The sequence below is a fragment of the Saccharomonospora marina XMU15 genome (assembly GCF_000244955.1).
GTDB lineage: Bacteria > Actinomycetota > Actinomycetes > Mycobacteriales > Pseudonocardiaceae > Saccharomonospora_A > Saccharomonospora_A marina.
This window is the reverse complement of the sequence record NZ_CM001439.1, coordinates 164,103-178,467: the sequence shown is the minus strand read 5'-3', so window position 1 is coordinate 178,467 and position 14,365 is coordinate 164,103. Positions and strand designations below refer to the sequence as shown.

Annotated in this window: 17 protein-coding genes; 9 read left to right on the top strand and 8 right to left on the bottom strand. The window is 67.0% G+C overall.

Going from position 1 to position 14,365, the window contains the following annotated elements:
• Window positions 1-3: 3 nt before the first annotated feature.
• The 3 genes from SACMADRAFT_RS00960 to SACMADRAFT_RS00950 all read right to left on the bottom strand — a co-directional run bounded on the left by SACMADRAFT_RS00960 (window position 4) and on the right by SACMADRAFT_RS00950 (window position 1,659).
• On the bottom strand, window positions 4-453 hold the full coding sequence (locus tag SACMADRAFT_RS00960; protein ID WP_009151897.1) for a DUF6918 family protein: 450 nt from the start codon (window positions 451-453) through the stop codon (window positions 4-6).
• Window positions 454-621: 168 nt separating this feature from the next.
• On the bottom strand, window positions 622-1,143 hold the full coding sequence (locus SACMADRAFT_RS00955) for a DUF2020 domain-containing protein (RefSeq protein WP_009151896.1): 522 nt from the start codon (window positions 1,141-1,143) through the stop codon (window positions 622-624).
• A gap of 93 nt (window positions 1,144-1,236) precedes the next feature.
• Window positions 1,237-1,659 carry a DUF4396 domain-containing protein gene (locus tag SACMADRAFT_RS00950; protein WP_040925492.1) on the bottom strand — a complete coding sequence of 141 codons (423 nt, stop codon included), beginning with the start codon at window positions 1,657-1,659 and terminating at the stop codon, window positions 1,237-1,239.
• A gap of 42 nt (window positions 1,660-1,701) precedes the next feature.
• Between SACMADRAFT_RS00950 and SACMADRAFT_RS30700 the strand changes: the two genes are divergently transcribed.
• Together SACMADRAFT_RS30700 and SACMADRAFT_RS28375 are read left to right on the top strand one after the other, a co-directional pair.
• The gene (locus SACMADRAFT_RS30700) at window positions 1,702-1,893 is read left to right on the top strand and encodes a hypothetical protein (RefSeq protein WP_232285519.1); all 192 of its coding nucleotides are present in this window, start codon (window positions 1,702-1,704) and stop codon (window positions 1,891-1,893) included.
• A gap of 98 nt (window positions 1,894-1,991) precedes the next feature.
• Window positions 1,992-2,957, top strand: coding sequence for a thermonuclease family protein (locus SACMADRAFT_RS28375; protein ID WP_009151894.1), 966 nt, complete (start codon window positions 1,992-1,994; stop codon window positions 2,955-2,957).
• 30 nt (window positions 2,958-2,987) lie between these two features.
• Here SACMADRAFT_RS28375 and SACMADRAFT_RS00935 read toward each other — a convergent pair whose 3' ends face one another.
• Entirely contained in the window at window positions 2,988-3,590 is a 603-nt protein-coding gene (locus tag SACMADRAFT_RS00935) for a PadR family transcriptional regulator (protein ID WP_009151893.1), read from the bottom strand.
• A gap of 54 nt (window positions 3,591-3,644) precedes the next feature.
• Here SACMADRAFT_RS00935 and SACMADRAFT_RS00930 point away from each other — a divergent pair, with 54 nt between their 5' ends.
• Genes SACMADRAFT_RS00930 through SACMADRAFT_RS00910 form a run of 5 tightly spaced genes read left to right on the top strand, consistent with a single transcriptional unit; the run spans window position 3,645 to window position 7,728 of the window.
• The gene (locus SACMADRAFT_RS00930; protein WP_009151892.1) at window positions 3,645-4,832 is read left to right on the top strand and encodes an FAD-dependent oxidoreductase; all 1,188 of its coding nucleotides are present in this window, start codon (window positions 3,645-3,647) and stop codon (window positions 4,830-4,832) included.
• A 24-nt stretch (window positions 4,833-4,856) separates the two neighbouring features.
• Window positions 4,857-5,441 carry an ArsR/SmtB family transcription factor gene (locus SACMADRAFT_RS00925; RefSeq protein ID WP_040925490.1) on the top strand — a complete coding sequence of 195 codons (585 nt, stop codon included), beginning with the start codon at window positions 4,857-4,859 and terminating at the stop codon, window positions 5,439-5,441.
• Window positions 5,438-6,238: an SRPBCC family protein gene (locus SACMADRAFT_RS00920; RefSeq protein WP_009151890.1), complete on the top strand. Its 801-nt coding sequence runs from the start codon at window positions 5,438-5,440 to the stop codon at window positions 6,236-6,238. Before SACMADRAFT_RS00925 ends, SACMADRAFT_RS00920 begins: the two co-directional genes overlap by 4 nt.
• A 19-nt stretch (window positions 6,239-6,257) precedes the next feature.
• Complete coding sequence (locus tag SACMADRAFT_RS00915) at window positions 6,258-7,019, top strand: SDR family NAD(P)-dependent oxidoreductase (RefSeq protein WP_009151889.1); 762 nt, start codon at window positions 6,258-6,260, stop codon at window positions 7,017-7,019.
• A gap of 28 nt (window positions 7,020-7,047) precedes the next feature.
• Entirely contained in the window at window positions 7,048-7,728 is a 681-nt protein-coding gene (locus SACMADRAFT_RS00910) for a hypothetical protein (RefSeq protein WP_009151888.1), read from the top strand.
• A 253-nt stretch (window positions 7,729-7,981) separates the two neighbouring features.
• On the opposite strand, the gene SACMADRAFT_RS00905 is transcribed toward SACMADRAFT_RS00910, so the two are convergent.
• The 4 genes from SACMADRAFT_RS00905 to SACMADRAFT_RS28370 are packed head-to-tail and all read right to left on the bottom strand — an operon-like array spanning window position 7,982 to window position 11,547.
• On the bottom strand, window positions 7,982-9,187 hold the full coding sequence (locus SACMADRAFT_RS00905; protein ID WP_009151887.1) for an ABC transporter permease: 1,206 nt from the start codon (window positions 9,185-9,187) through the stop codon (window positions 7,982-7,984).
• A complete protein-coding gene (locus SACMADRAFT_RS00900) occupies window positions 9,184-9,963 on the bottom strand; it encodes an ABC transporter ATP-binding protein (protein WP_232285518.1) in 780 nt (259 codons plus the stop codon). The genes SACMADRAFT_RS00905 and SACMADRAFT_RS00900 overlap by 4 nt, the downstream gene beginning before the upstream one ends.
• Window positions 9,960-11,015, bottom strand: coding sequence for a peptidoglycan-binding protein (locus tag SACMADRAFT_RS00895; protein ID WP_157617173.1), 1,056 nt, complete (start codon window positions 11,013-11,015; stop codon window positions 9,960-9,962). Before SACMADRAFT_RS00895 ends, SACMADRAFT_RS00900 begins: the two co-directional genes overlap by 4 nt.
• A gap of 43 nt (window positions 11,016-11,058) precedes the next feature.
• Window positions 11,059-11,547 (bottom strand): hypothetical protein, encoded by a 489-nt coding sequence (locus SACMADRAFT_RS28370; RefSeq protein ID WP_050998043.1) that lies wholly within the window; start codon window positions 11,545-11,547, stop codon window positions 11,059-11,061.
• Window positions 11,548-11,742: 195 nt separating this feature from the next.
• Here SACMADRAFT_RS28370 and SACMADRAFT_RS00885 point away from each other — a divergent pair, with 195 nt between their 5' ends.
• Together SACMADRAFT_RS00885 and SACMADRAFT_RS00880 are read left to right on the top strand one after the other, a co-directional pair.
• Complete coding sequence (locus tag SACMADRAFT_RS00885) at window positions 11,743-12,453, top strand: response regulator transcription factor (protein WP_040925489.1); 711 nt, start codon at window positions 11,743-11,745, stop codon at window positions 12,451-12,453.
• Window positions 12,443-14,266, top strand: a complete 1,824-nt coding sequence (locus tag SACMADRAFT_RS00880) for a sensor histidine kinase (protein ID WP_009151882.1) — start codon at window positions 12,443-12,445, stop codon at window positions 14,264-14,266. Before SACMADRAFT_RS00885 ends, SACMADRAFT_RS00880 begins: the two co-directional genes overlap by 11 nt.
• Window positions 14,267-14,365 lie beyond the last annotated feature (99 nt).

Here is a 14,365-nt window from a genome sequence, read left to right as displayed (position 1 = left end):
CCGTCAGGCGGCGGCGTGCTTGTCGATCAGCTTGCCGAGGCGCGGCAGTGCCTCCTCGACGTTCTCCTTACCCTTCGGGCGGAGCTTGCTGTAGACCTTCTTGATGCTGTCGCGGCTGCTCTTCTCCGCGCGGGCGTCGGTGACCGAGAGCAGCGCGTCGGCTGCCTCGCTGGACCTGGTCGGCAGGTAGGAGCCGAAGTCGCTGCCGCCGCTGGCCTTGAAGTCGGCGTAGATGGGCTCGAGCGCGTTGGCGAAGTCGTCGAGCAGGCTGTCGACGGCGGAGCCGATGATGCCCGGCTTGATCTTCTTCACGGCCGAGAAGCCGGTCTTGATGACGGTGCCGGAGACGCCGCTCTTGTCCGCGACCTCTTCGTCGATCAGCTTTTCGAGGTCCGCCACGACGGTCGGGCGCCGGCTGGAGTCGAGCAGGATTTCCTTCAGGGTGTCAGCCACGGATTCCTATCCTTCGTCATGTCGAGATCAACGATCGGGTGTCGCACGGTTCGCTAGCAGCTCCGGCGTGCCCGTATGGGTGACGCCGGTTACTTGCTGCCTACACGTGCGGGAAAGAGTAGTACAAGATCAACTTGGCCTGCACGCAGTGGTATCTTGCCGTCACGCTTAGGTCCCGAGCGCCGATATTGCCTCGGTGGCTACCGACCGAGCCTTCACGCTCTGTTGTTGATTCGTCGACACGATCACGGCCGTGTCACCCTTGGAGACCGCGTAGACGGCACCCTTGTCGGTCGACTCGTAGCCGCCCTCCCAGCCAGGAGGCTGCTCGGTGGGGTTCGACGTGTCCACCGGTGCCGCCTTGTCGACCAACGCGGTCGCGATGCCGGGCTCCCCGACATAGACACGGACGGTGAGCTGGAGACCGCCGTCCGGCCGGTAGAAGAAGCACGCCGGGTACGGGTCATCGTTGGAGATCCGAACCCGCGCCACTCGCTGACCGTTGGCCCGCGACACGAGGTCGGTCTCCAGGTACGGGCACGGCCCTTCCACCGCGGGCTCCGGATCGGGCGGTAGCTCCACCGCGGGTGAACTCGGCTCCGTGGTGTTGGAGGACTCGGCGGTGGGCTGCTCGCCCGAGCAAGCTGCCAGTAATGCGGCCGCCGCCGCGAGCACGACCAGTGTGCGCATAAGTAGCACAGTGAACCAGATGGCTCGCGGGGCGATCCGGCCGGAGCGTCGCGGGTGGCGGCGGTCTTCAGAGCCGCCGCCACCGCCTTGGGCTCAGTGGTGGTACGCGTGCGCGACGGCGTGCCCGCGCCCGCGCCCGATCAGCCACTTGTTCACCGGCATCGTGATGAGGAAGGCCACCAGGAAGGCGAACGCGAGCGCTCCCCAGAACAGCACCGTACCGAGTCCTGCCTCCATGGCTCCCGGCACCGCGACCATCACGCCGTTGTCCACGATCTCCATCACGGCGATGGATACGGTGTCCGCCGCCAACGCGACCTTCAGAGCCTGCTTGAAACCGACCCCCGCCCTGAGCACGCCCCGCATGCTGAACGCGTAGCCGAAGAAGAACGCCAGCGCCACGGCCAGCACGATGGTCGCGGCGGCGTTCCAACCGAGCGCGGTGCCGATCACCATGCCGAGAATCTCGCCGACGGCGCACCCGGTGAGGCAGTGCAATGTGGCCGACGCCGCCACGCCCCAGGTTGCCGGGTGGCTCCCGTGGTGACCATGGCTCCCGTGGTGAGCGTGATCGGCGTGATCGGCGTGATCGGCATCCGCCGAATGCTGATCATGACCCGCGTGCGACCCGTGCTCTTCGTTCGACGCGGTGGCGTGCTGGTGGACGTTCGACATCACTGCAACCCTTTCCCCTCGATCGCTCGTATATTCCTATACGGGGTAGGGGTACAAAGCAAGAGCTTTTTCTGAGACTTCGACCCCGGCACCTCACGTTGGCTGGATTACCGCATGCCCGGGTATGCCGTTGGTATGGCATCGCCACTGCGGACAGTCGAGGAGCGTGGGCCATGGCCGCTGTGATCGTCCTGTTCTTCCTCGCGTCGATCGTCCTCGGCGTGCTGGCACTGATCCCGCGGAGCCCGGTTCGCAGGTGGTATGCGGCCAGGCAACGTCCGGGCCGAGCAGCCGGACTGTCGATCCTCGCCTGGGTGGGTGTGCTTGTGGTGCTGGTGGGGCTGGCATCGGCAACGTCACAACAGGACTCCCCCGACGACGCGGCCGAGACGGCGACACCCACGGCACCGGCTCGACCGGCCCAGCCCGGCAACACCACGCCCGCCGAGACCACACCGCCGACCACGGCCCCACCCACCGCCTCGGTGGCGCCCGCTCCTGCAGGCGTACCCGACGATGTCCAGCAGGCACGAGTACGGCGGGTGGTCGACGGCGACACACTCGAGATCGCCGCCGTCAGCGCGGGCCCGATCCTGGCGAGCGTGGCCCAGGTGGACGTGCGGCTACTTGAGATCGACACACCGGAAACCAAGCACCCGACCGAGCCGCGGCAGTGCTACGGCCCGGAGGCGACGGCGCGGCTGGAGCAACTGGCACCGCAGGGCAGCACGGTGTGGGTGCAGCGCGACCAGGAACGGCGCGACAGGTACGGCCGCTACCTGCTCTACCTCTACAACGACGAAGGCGTGTTCGTGAACCTCAGGCTGGTCAGCGAGGGCTATGCGCGGCCGACCCGCTACGAACCCAACGACCGACACTGGCAACGAATCAGTGCCGCGGGCGAGCAGGCCAGGTCGGCACGAGCGGGACTGTGGGGAGCGTGCCCGCCCTCCGACACGCGCGAGCGGGAGCCGCAACCGGCTCCGCAGCCCCCGCCCGAGACCGAACCCGGCGGTGTCAGCTACCCCTACCCGCCCGATCTGGACTGTTCGCAGATCGAGGAACGGGACTTTCCCGTGCAGGAAGGCGACCCACACGGCTTCGACGGCAACGACGACGGGATCGGCTGCGAGAGCTGATCGTTTCGCGGGTGGCCGGGCAGGTGTGTGTCAGGCGAACTTCTCGGCGACCTCGCGGATCCACTCCTGCGACCAGCTCAGCTCACCGGAGCGCAACGCCTCCAGGACGCCTCGCACCCACGCGAGTTCCGCCTCCCGCACCGCGATCTGGTACTCCTCGTCCAGCAGGAAGAGCCGGGGCAGCTCCGGGGCGGCCGCCATCGCCCTGCGGTCCTCGGCGAGCGATTCGGCGAGTTCGGCGGCTCGCTGCCGAAGCCGGGAGCCGGCCTCCTCCGGCGTGAGCACCATGAGGGAGGACAGCGCGGCCGGGAACTCGGGGAACTCCCGCGCTGGGCTCGCGAGCATCTCCGCGGTCCAGGTCCGCAACGCGTTCAGGCCCGCATCGGTGATCTCGTAAACCGTTCGCTCCGGACGGCGTTCGTCCCTCGCTGTCTCTCGTACGGCGATGAGTTCCAGCCGCAGCAGCCGGTCGATCGTCTGGTAGACGCTGTTGCGCTGCGCCACATTGGCGATCCGATCCTTGCCGCGTGCCTTGATCAGCTCGTGCATCCGGTACGGGTGCATCGGCTCCTCCGCCAGCAGGGAGAGCAGCACGAGCGCCAGCGGTGATCGTCGAACGGTGCGCCTCGCCACGGGTCCAACTCTAATGCCGCTTGGCATGATAGTCATTTTATGTATAGTCATACTATGATTTCAGCATTGGTAATCGGCGCCGGGATCGCGGGACCGGTCACGGCCATCGCACTGCGCAAGGCCGGAATCGACGCGACGGTGTACGAGGCGTACGACCGGACGGCCGAAGGAGTCGGCGCCTTCCTCACCCTCGCGGTGAACGGTCTGGCCGCGCTTGGCGAACTGGACCTGCACACCGTCGTACGTGACAAGGGGTTCGACACGCCCAGGATGTCCATCGGAATGGGCGGTAAGCCGTTCGCGGAGTTCAAGCTGGGCGATCCACTACCGGACGGCACCGTCAGCCAGACGGTCACCCGCGCGGCGATCTACTCCGCACTGCGAGACGAGGCCGTCCGCCGTGGCATATCCGTCGTACACGGCAAGCGACTCGTGTCCGCGGAAGCCGAGCGCGACGGTGTGGTCGCCAGGTTCGCCGACGGCTCTACCGCCACCGGAGACCTGCTGGTGGGTGCCGACGGGCTGCGCTCAACCACCCGCACGATCATCGATCCGGATGCACCCGGGCCGCGATATGTCCCGCTGCTCAACGCGGGCGGCTACGCGCGCGGGATCACGCTCGACACCGAGCCCGGACACATGCACATGGTGTTCGGACGGCAGTGCTTCTACGCCTACGTCCGCCATCCGGGCGGCGACGTGTGGTGGTTCGCCAATCCTCGACAGCCACGCGAGCTGTCCCGAACCGAACTGGCACGGATCCCGTGGCGGGACAAGCTGCTCGAACTCTTCGCCAGCGAGGACGGCCCCGCGCGCGACCTGGTCACCGCATCCCCCGAGATCTTCGCGGGCTGGAGCACCTACGACTTTCCGAAGGTGCCGAGCTGGCATCGCGACCGGATGATCATCGTCGGGGACGCGGCGCACGCCACCTCACCGGCTTCCGGGCAGGGCGCATCGCTCGCCATCGAGGACGCGGTCACCCTCGCCAAGTGTCTGCGCGACAGTTCCGACATTCCCACGGCGTTCCGCTGCTACGAGCGGTTGCGCCGCACCCGGGTGGAGCGAGTTGTGCGGCAGGGCAAGCGCAACGGCAGCGGCAAATCCCTCGGTCCGGTGATGCGGCAACTCCTCCCGTTGTTCTTCAAGCTTTTCAAGCCCCGTGAGGCAGGCATGCGATGGCTTTACGACTACCGGGTCGGCTGGCAGGAGCAGGCAGGCATCGGCCGCTTGACAAACTAAGTTGTCAAGAGTTCTCTTGGTGTCATGCAGGACATCGAGGTGATCTCCGATCCGGCCGCCGCCGTGGTGGCACTCGACCCGGTGCGGGCACGGCTGCTCGCGGAACTGCACGAACCCGCATCCGCCGCGACGCTCGCGGCACGGGTAGGGCTCAGCAGGCAGAAGGTCAACTACCACCTGCGCCAGCTGGAATCGCACGGCCTTGTCGAGGTGGCCCGGACCCGAGCCTGGGGCGGTCTCACCGAGCGGCTGCTGGTCGCCACCGCCGCGGGGTACGTGGTGGCACCTGAACCGCTGGGCACCCAGCGATCTACCACCCGCGACGGTGACCGGCTCTCGGCTACCTACCTGATCGCGCTCGCCGCGAGAGTCGTACGGGAAGTCGGCGCGCTCGCGCGTCGAGCGACCCGTGCGAACCGGGCCGTGCCCGTCTTCGCGCTGGACACCGACATCCGCTTCGCCACACCCGCCGACCGCGCAGCCTTTGCCGAGGAACTGGCCACCGCCGTATCCGGCCTCACCGCGAAGTACCACGACGAGCACGCGGAAGGCGGTAGGTGGCAACGGCTCCTGGTCGCCGTCCATCCCAGACCGAAGGACGCCGCATGACCGACGAACCCGACGCCCACAGCACCAGTGCGGAAATGGCGGTCGCCGCCACGCCGGAACAGGTGTGGGAAGCGATCACCACCGCCTCGGGCAGCGCGGCATGGTCCTTCCGAGCCGACGTCGAGCCGCGCCAGGGCGGTGCCGTGCAGATCCACAGAGGACCGTTCGGTCCGGACGCCTCGGCAACGGTAACCGAATGGGACCCCCCGAACCGGTTCGCCTACGTCGAGCGTGCCGAGCCACCTGAGCCGGTGATCGCGACCGAGTTCCTGATACAGGCACGCGAGCGGGGCAGTTGCGTGGTTCGCGTGGTCAACACCTTCCACGCCGACGGCGAGGGCTGGGACCACATCGCGGAGGAAGCGGGCGCGGGTTGGCGGATGTCGTTGCTGCTGCTGCGGTCCTATGTCAGTCACTTCCCCGGCATGTCGGCGACCAGGCTGGACCTCACCGAGCCCGTCCGCGCACCCGCTTCGGCCCGCGCGGAGATCGGCAGCCTCGTCAAGTCCTCGCTCGGACTCGGTGGACTGTCCGACGGCGCGCCCTTTCACACCCCCGCGAACGCCCCGCAGGCGCAGGGCATCATCGAGCACATCGGGCCTTACTTCGTGCTGCTGCGAACGAAGTGGCCGACCACAGGCCTGTTCGCCGTGTCCAGCTTTCCGATGGACGCCGTCACTGTCTCGATCAACGTGGCAGGGCGGCTGTACGGGGCGGACGCAGACACGATCGCCGCTCGTGAACAACCCGAATGGCACGAGTGGCTCGCGCGGCTCGTCGCCGAAATCGAACACTGAACCAGACCGGGAGTACGCCATGCTGTTGGAGGGCAAGAACGCCATCGTCTACGGAGCGGCGGGACAGGTAGGTTCCGCGCTCGTCACCGCGTTCGCCGGACACGGGGCGAAGGTCCACCTCGTCGGCCGCACGCGGAGTGCGCTCGACGCGGTCGCCGACCGGGTCGTCGCCGACGGCGGTCACGCCGAAACGGCAGTGGTCGACGCGCTCGACGAGGCAGCGGTGGACGAACACGCCGACGCTGTCGCGGCAGGATCGGGCAGCATCGACATCTCCGTCAACGTCATCGATGTCGCCGACGTGCAGGGCACGCCACTGGCCGAGATGTCGCTCCAGGACTTCGAACAACCGATCCGCATCGCGACGCGGTCGACGTTTCTCACCACACGCGCCGCCGCGCGACACATGATCCGCCAGCGGTCGGGCGTCATACTGACCTTCGGCGGCGACGGCGGCGGAGAGCCGATCCGCGACTACTGGATCGGTGGCTTCCAGGTGGCGCTGGTCGCCGTCGACTTCCTCCGCCGCCAGCTGGCGGCGGAACTCGGCGGCTACGGGATCCGGGTGTTGGGATTGCACACCGGCGGAATCGTCGAGGGTCTGCCGGACAACCTTCCCGAACGCGAGACGATCACGGAAATGATCGTCGGCAAGACGATGCTCAAGCGGGCGGCGACGTTCGCCGACGTGGGAAACGCGGCCGTCTTCGCGGCGTCCGATCTGGCCGCTTCGATGACGGCGACCTCGCTCAACATCACCTGCGGTGCGGTGACCGACTGACCTTTCAGGCATTGTGGACACTCACGAAATGCCGGCCGCGTTGACCTGGATCACATCCGGTCACCTCGACGATCGACCGGAAATGGGTTGCGCCAGAATCAGGTTCCCGACGATCGAAAGGAACACCGTGCCGCGCATCAAGCAGTACATCGCGTTCGGCGGAGCAGCCCTGTGCCTGGTCACCATCAGCGCATGCGGTTCTTCCGATGACGGCGACACCGCCACCACGGCTTCTACCACGTCGGCCGCACCCACCACGGTCGTGCCGGACAACGTCACCGAACCCGGCACCGAACTGAAGGTCGGGCAGCCCGCGGTGGTGCCGTGGCAGGACGGCTACGTCTCCATCAGCGTGACCGCCGTCGAGCCGGGCGACACCGAGGCTTTCCGCAAGGCCTACGGCGCCGACGCCGACGGCCTGCAGCCGTACTACTTGCGCTTCACGCTCGAGAACGTGGGCGGCACCGACCTGACCATCAAGAACCCGCCGAAGGTCGATGCCATCCTCTCGGACGGTTCCACCACGGGCACCTTCCTCACCGGCTCGATCGACGAGTGCAAGACCATGCTCACACCGGACTCGTTCAACACGGTCGGCGCGAAGTTCGAGACGTGTGAGCTCGACGCCGCGGCCGCCGAGGACGAGATCGTCGGAGCCCAGTACTCCGGGGGCGACTACGACGAGAAGCCGATTCTGTGGCGGAGCTGATCGGGTTCGTCGATTTCTGACCGAACACCAGAACTCAGCCGCGAAGCGCGCCGGGACGCGACCTGTCCTGATCCGCCTACCGCGTCGGAATCGATCGGACTCCCGAGGTCACTTCTCACCACGGTGCGTACCGCCGGCACGAGTCGACGACCACTCCCTGCTCGCTGCGCGCTACCACCATGCGGTGGTTCGGTGTACGCGGACGCGATATCGGCGTACACCGAACCTCACATGGCGTGGAGTCCACGCACGCTCACACTGTGGAAAGAGCCGCTGTCGGGGGCATCCTTGCGGCTCGAGCGGCCGGATAGGCTCCGGCGAGAGCTCCGACGACGACGGTCGCCCCCGCGGCACCGACGAGTATCCACAGCGGCAGCGCGAGCGGCCAGTCGCGGCCTGCCGCAAACGTCGCGGTGACGGCTGCCCCCAGCACAGCCCCACCACATCCGCCGAGGCCGGCAAGCAGAACCGACTCACCAAGGAACTGTCGGCGGATATGCGCTCGGGTCGCACCCAATGCCCGCCGCAGGCCAATCTCCGAACGCCGTTCGAGCACGGCGATCACCATCGTGTTCGCCACACCGATCCCACCGACCAGTAGCGCCACCCCACCAAGAGCCAGCAGCAGCGTTGTCAGCGTCTCGTCTGCGGCGGCCTGCGCGGCGAGCGCATCCGACGGCCTGCTGACCGTGACCTCCTCCGGACTGTCCGGGTCAACGGTGGCAGGCAGCCGCTGCCGGACCGTCTCAACGACGGCGTCTTCGGACCTTTCGTAGATCATCGTTGGGGAACCGTCGAAGCCGAACTGGTCCGCGGCAGCCTGCCAACCTATCAACGCCGCCGAATCCAGCTCAGGCGCGAGTGAAACCGGCTCGAGCACGCCGACCACGGTGAACCACTTGTCCCCGAGCAGTACCTCGATGCCGCCGTCGGTGCGCGATATGCCAAGCAGCCGCGCAGCGTCCGCGCCGAGCACCACCGTCGGGTATGCCGAGAGTGCTCCATCCAGCCAGCGTCCATTCCGAACGGTGGCGCTCACCGTGTCGAGCAAGTCGCTGCGAGCGGCTTTCACGGCGATCGAGTTCGTCTTGTCCTTGTCGATACCCGCGTTGCGATATACGGCGGCATCGGGCAGGGCGCCAACCGCGCTGACCGAGGTCACTCCAGGGATCCTGGACACCATCTCGACACTGTCGGGCGGCAGTTTCACCTCCTCGCCGGTGAAGGACTGTCCGGGCGCGGCCGTGAGCAGATTGGTGCCCAGCGCAGCCAACTGCTGGTTCACCCGTTCGCGACTGCTGGCGGAGATACCTACCACGGCAACCATAGCCGCGATCCCCACGGCGATACCCAGCGCCGAGAGCACCGCACGTAGCGGCCGGCCCCGCAGCCCGGACGCAGCGACTCTCGCGGTATCCCTCGGCCGCAGCCGGGAAGGCTCCGGTACTGGAGTGCTCATGACCGCACCATCCCGACATGGCCAACTGCGGTGGAATCCTGGCGGCGCGGTGATCGGTCGCGACGGTCGTCCGAGGAGATGTTCCCGTCCAACATATGCACCTGCCGCGGCAGTTGCGCGGCGACATCGTGGTCGTGCGTTATGACCACAACGGTTGTACCGACGTCGTGCAGTTCGTGCAGCAGGTTCAGCACGGCCGCGCCGGACGCGGAATCCAGCGCGCCGGTGGGCTCGTCAGCGAGCAGCAGTGACGGTTTCCCCACCAGCGCCCGCGCGACAGCGACCCGCTGCCGCTGCCCACCGGAGAGCTCGTTCGGCTTGTGGTGAGTGCGATCACCGAGACCGACCAGCTCCAGCGTGTGCCTTGCCCGCTGCTGCCGCTCGCGTATCGCGACCCCGGCGTAGAGCAGGCCGTCTGCGACATTGTCGAGCGCGGTCCTGCCGGGTGTCAGGAAGAATTGCTGGAACACAAAGCCGATCCGACGCGCCCGCAACGCGGACAGCTGCCTGTCGCGCAACTTCGCGATGTCATGCCCGGCTATTCGCACGAAACCGGAGTCGGCCCGGTCGAGCGTGCCCAGAATGTTCAGCAGCGTCGACTTTCCGGAGCCGGAAGGCCCCACGATGCCGACCAGCTCACCGTGTTCGATGCGCAGACTCACACCGTCCAACGCCCGAACGGGCGGTGAGCCCGGATAGAGACGGTACACAGCCTCCAGTTCCACGACGGCCCTCCCGGCGACATCGCCGGCCACCACCCGTGTTCGCGTGCTCACCGACCCGCCACCCCCACAACCGTTCCCTCCTGGATACCGTGCCCGCTGACCTCGACCTTGCCCTCGCTGAACAGACCGGTTTCCACCTCGATAATCGACGTGCTTCCGTTGGACCGCACAACCTCCAGCCCGTATTCACCACCGGCCACGGCCAGCAACGCCGTCACCGGAACCACGAGGACGTCCTCGCGCTCCTGGGACCGCGCGACGACTTCGACGGGGGAGCCCAGCAGCCCGCCTTCGATTTGCTTGTCAAGCACCACCTCGACGTTCACCACCGCATCACCCGCGCTCGCGCTCTGACCTGAGCCGGTGGCGTCGCCTTCCTGCGCGGTCGCGGCGATCTCGGTAGATGCCACCCTGCCTGCGACCGTGCCACCATCGGGCAGTTCGACGGTGACACGGGTACCCACGGCCAGCAGAGCCCGGTCCACGACGTCCACCTGCGCGCTCGCTGTCTGCTTTGCGCCGGTGAGGTCGAGCACCGGTACACCTGGATTCACCGGCGTGCCGACGTCAACGTGCAGGGCGTCGACGCGGGCGGCCTCCGGCACGAACACGACGTCAGCACGACCGACCACGCCTGATTCGTCAGCTCCGATGTCCTCCTGCCACGCGCGAACCGCGTCCGCCGTCGCCATTGTGTACACGTCGTCGACGGTGTAGCCGCCGTAACCGAGTCGGCCGAGGTTGGCCTCCAGTTGCTCGACATCGACTCCCTGAGCACCGGGTGCGAGGTCGCGATACATCGGTATCTCGCCGAACAGCGCCGTCACCGGCTGTTCGTTCAACCGGTACAACTCCGTGCCGCGCGCTACCGCCGAGTTCTCCGCAGCGACCGCCGTGATGGTTCCCCTGCTGCCCGCGGCTATGGTGCTCGGCTCACCGTAGCCGAGAGTGCCGTCGAAGCGCTCCGTCGCCGCAATGGTTTCGCGCGTTACGGTCGCCGTGGCACTCGGCCCGGCGGGATGATCCACCGCGTCCGCCGTACCTCCACGTGCGTAGTACCAGTAGGCCCCACCGGCACCACTGATGACGACGACGGTAACCACCACCCATAGCGGCCGAAGCCACCGCCTGCGGTGAATCGTTGGCTCACTGCCCACTCTGTCCGCCGCCCCGCACGATCATCCGCTGGCCCTTCATGTGCTCGCGACACTCCTCCATGGCGCCCTGGAATTGAGTGCTCTGCGGATCCACGCCCTCGGGGAGTCGAAGGGAACCGTCCGAGCCTGGGTCGGGCATATCAATTCCCTTGTCACGCATACAACCGACGAACGTCCGCAACGCTTCCAGTCCGTCGGCGTCGATCTCGGGCGCATCGCCGCCACCGGGCAACAGCTTGCGGCACTGTTCCATCGCGGCTTTCGTCTTGGGATCCTTCATGTCGAGCCCCGTGATGTTGATCCCGTTCGCGCTTGGATCGGGGTCTTTCACGTCGACACCTTCACCACGCATGCAGTCGTAGAACGCGAGTTCGGCTTCGCGCATCTCCTGCTGACCACCCGCAGCGCCCGCCCGGCCGTCGGCCTCGCCTCCGTTGCCACACGCCGCCAGCCCGAACGCCAGCAGCAGCGTGGGCAACCCCAGTCCCAACCTTCGCGTCACAGTTCGCACTTCCGCTCCTCCTCCATGCCACTGAGCTGTGTCCGGAGCCCACCGGACCTTCTGCCGGTGGACGTTGGCGAGCGTGCCGATAACCAGTCAGGATCTGGTCAGGAATGCGTCATAGCGCGGTTTTCTTAGCCAACCTTCAGCCACGGCCGCGAAACTGCGGGGATGCCAGCACGGATCCTCATCGCCGAAGACGACCACAAACAAGCGGATCTCCTCCGAATGTTCCTGGAGCGGGAGGGGCACGTCACGACGGTCGTGCACGACGGGGTTACCGCCGTCGAGCAGACCCGGCGTCGCTGGCCGGATCTACTCGTCCTGGACCTGATGCTTCCCGGCCTGAACGGCCTCGACGTGTGCCGACTTCTGAGATCGCAAAAGGATGTTCCGATCATCATGCTGACCGCACGAGCCACCGAGAACGACATGCTGCTCGGTCTCGAGATCGGCGCGGACGACTACATCACCAAGCCCTACAGCCCGCGCGAACTGGTAGCCCGCGTGCGGACGGTGCTACGCAGGGCTGAGCGCGGCTCCCCCACAGAGTCGGAACGGTACGAAATCGAGGGCCTGGTCGTCGACATCACACGGCATGAGGTGAGCGTCGATGGGAGACGTATCGGCCTGACACCGGCAGAGTTCAAGCTACTGGCGTGCCTGGCCAGTGCGCCCGGCCGTGCGTTCACCCGGCCGCTGCTGCTGGAGCGGGTCTACGGATTCGGTCACGACGCGACCGGTCGCACGATCGACGTGCACGTGATGAACCTGCGGCGCAAGGTCGAGCGGGAACCGACAAGGCCGCGTTACCTGCTCACCGTGTACGGCGTCGGCTACAAGCTCGCCGAACCCTGTGAAGGACCGGCCAATGCGCCGTAGCCTGTTACTGCGCCTACTGGTGCTCTCGCTCACCGTGGCCTCGTTGGCCGTCGTCGCCACCGCGGTACTGGCCACATACGGCACGGGCAGCCAATTGCGTAGCGAGGCCGAAAGCAGCGCCTCACTGCTGGAGACCGACAGTGACATCCGGGAGACACTGCTGTCCTACGCGAGCGACCACCGCGATTGGACGGGAGTTGAACAGTTGATCCGCCAGCTTGCGCTACGGTATGGCAGACGGATCGCCCTCACCACGCCTTCCGGTGAGCCGGTAGTGGACTCGGCAGCACTACTCGGCGAGGGATCAAGTGGCCTTCCCTCGACACCGGCCGCACGGATCGACGCCGCTCTGTCAGTCAGCAGACCCACCACAGGGCGACAACCGACGTTCACTCGGACGCTGGAGTTGGGCTCGAACCTCGCGTACTACGGTTGGCAACTCACCGAACGCGAGAAGCGACGCAGGGAGACAATCGCTGACCAAGCGGTCGACTGCCTCAACCGCAAGGGCGTGGAAGCCGAGCTTCGGATCGCGGGCGGCAGGATCGTCCTACAGGTGGCTGCGGACCGGGAATCCGGGGTGACCGGCGTCGGTCCTGGCTCGCCACCACAGCTGGATGACTGGTATCGGGCATGTGTCCCGTCAGAGTTGTCAGCACCGAGCGCGGCCGCACGGAGGGTGAATGAGCAGGCGATCCAACTCACCATAGCTTGCCTGGAAACCCGCGACCTGGACTACGAAGTCTCGGTGGACACATACGGACTGCGGATGGTCACCGCGCCGAGCGGTGAAGGTGAAAGTCCGAAGTGGACGGCCTGTGCGCGGTCCTCGCGAGAGGAAGCGATCAGACCGTATGTAGCGGGTCCTGTGGACCTCTATCTCGGCACCAGCGACCGGTTCGACCCCTTCTCCGCGGATGGATCGTGGCGAACCGCCACGACCGTCGGCATCGTGCTGCTCGTAGCAGCAGCGGTCACGGCGCTGGCGGGGCGGCGGCTTGTCCGCCCGATCCGCGCGCTCACCGCAGCCGCGCAACGGATGGGAGCCGGTGATCGCAGCGCCCGCGTTGCCGAGCACGGCAACGACGAGGTGACCCAACTCGCCGCTGCGTTCAACGCCATGGCCGCTTCTATCGAGAAGACCGACCGGCAAAGAAAATCGCTGGTCAGCGACATAGCGCACGAACTGAGGAGCCCGCTGACCAACGTCCGCAGCCACTTGGAGGCCGCCGAGGACGGGATCGTCGCACTGGACGGAACGCTCTTGCGGTCGCTGCGGGAGGAGGCCTCGCTGCTGTCGCGGCTCGTCGCCGACCTGGAGGACCTCGCCCTCGCTGACGCGGGAATCTTGCGCGTGCACCCGGAGGAAAGAGACGCCGTCGACCTGGCTGAACAAGCCGTAGCGGCGCACCGGTCGCAGGCCGAGGTGGCCGGGGTGGCGGTCGTGCTCCACGCACCCGAACGCATTTCGGTTCGCGCCGACCCGGCGAGGCTGCGCCAAGCACTTGGCAACCTGGTGGCGAACGCGATCACGCACACACCTTCGGGTGGGTCAGTGCGGCTGTTCGTCCGCCGTGACGCCGACAGCGTGGTTTTCACCGTGGCCGACACCGGGCGTGGCATCGAGAAGGAGCACCTACCACACGTTTTCGACCGGTTCTACCGGGCTGATCCGGCGCGAAGCCGAAGCACCGGCGGCGGCGGGCTCGGACTCGCGATCACCCGGCACCTGGTGGAAGCCCACGGAGGGCGTGTCGAGGCGACCAGTGAACCAGGCCGGGGCTCGATCTTCACAGTAACGCTTCCCTGGTGAGGGGCGAACCGGGCGCACCGTGCCGTCGGTCGAGCCTTCTTCGACTTCCGGGAAGGACAGTGCCGCCTTGCGCAACTGAGCCCGTGTCGTCATATCGCG

Bases quoted from the DNA above. Each gene is read 5' to 3' on its own strand.
- SACMADRAFT_RS00930 (WP_009151892.1), top strand. From the start codon at position 3,645: ATGATTTCAGCATTGGTAATCGGCGCCGGGATCGCGGGACCGGTCACG.
- SACMADRAFT_RS00925 (WP_040925490.1), top strand. From the start codon at position 4,857: ATGCAGGACATCGAGGTGATCTCCGATCCGGCCGCCGCCGTGGTGGCA.
- SACMADRAFT_RS00920 (WP_009151890.1), top strand. From the start codon at position 5,438: ATGACCGACGAACCCGACGCCCACAGCACCAGTGCGGAAATGGCGGTC.
- SACMADRAFT_RS00880 (WP_009151882.1), top strand. From the start codon at position 12,443: ATGCGCCGTAGCCTGTTACTGCGCCTACTGGTGCTCTCGCTCACCGTG.
- SACMADRAFT_RS28375 (WP_009151894.1), top strand. From the start codon at position 1,992: ATGGCCGCTGTGATCGTCCTGTTCTTCCTCGCGTCGATCGTCCTCGGC.
- SACMADRAFT_RS00905 (WP_009151887.1), bottom strand. From the start codon at position 9,187: ATGAGCACTCCAGTACCGGAGCCTTCCCGGCTGCGGCCGAGGGATACC.
- SACMADRAFT_RS00915 (WP_009151889.1), top strand. From the start codon at position 6,258: ATGCTGTTGGAGGGCAAGAACGCCATCGTCTACGGAGCGGCGGGACAG.
- SACMADRAFT_RS00885 (WP_040925489.1), top strand. From the start codon at position 11,743: ATGCCAGCACGGATCCTCATCGCCGAAGACGACCACAAACAAGCGGAT.
- SACMADRAFT_RS00910 (WP_009151888.1), top strand. From the start codon at position 7,048: ATGCCGGCCGCGTTGACCTGGATCACATCCGGTCACCTCGACGATCGA.
- SACMADRAFT_RS00955 (WP_009151896.1), bottom strand. From the start codon at position 1,143: ATGCGCACACTGGTCGTGCTCGCGGCGGCGGCCGCATTACTGGCAGCT.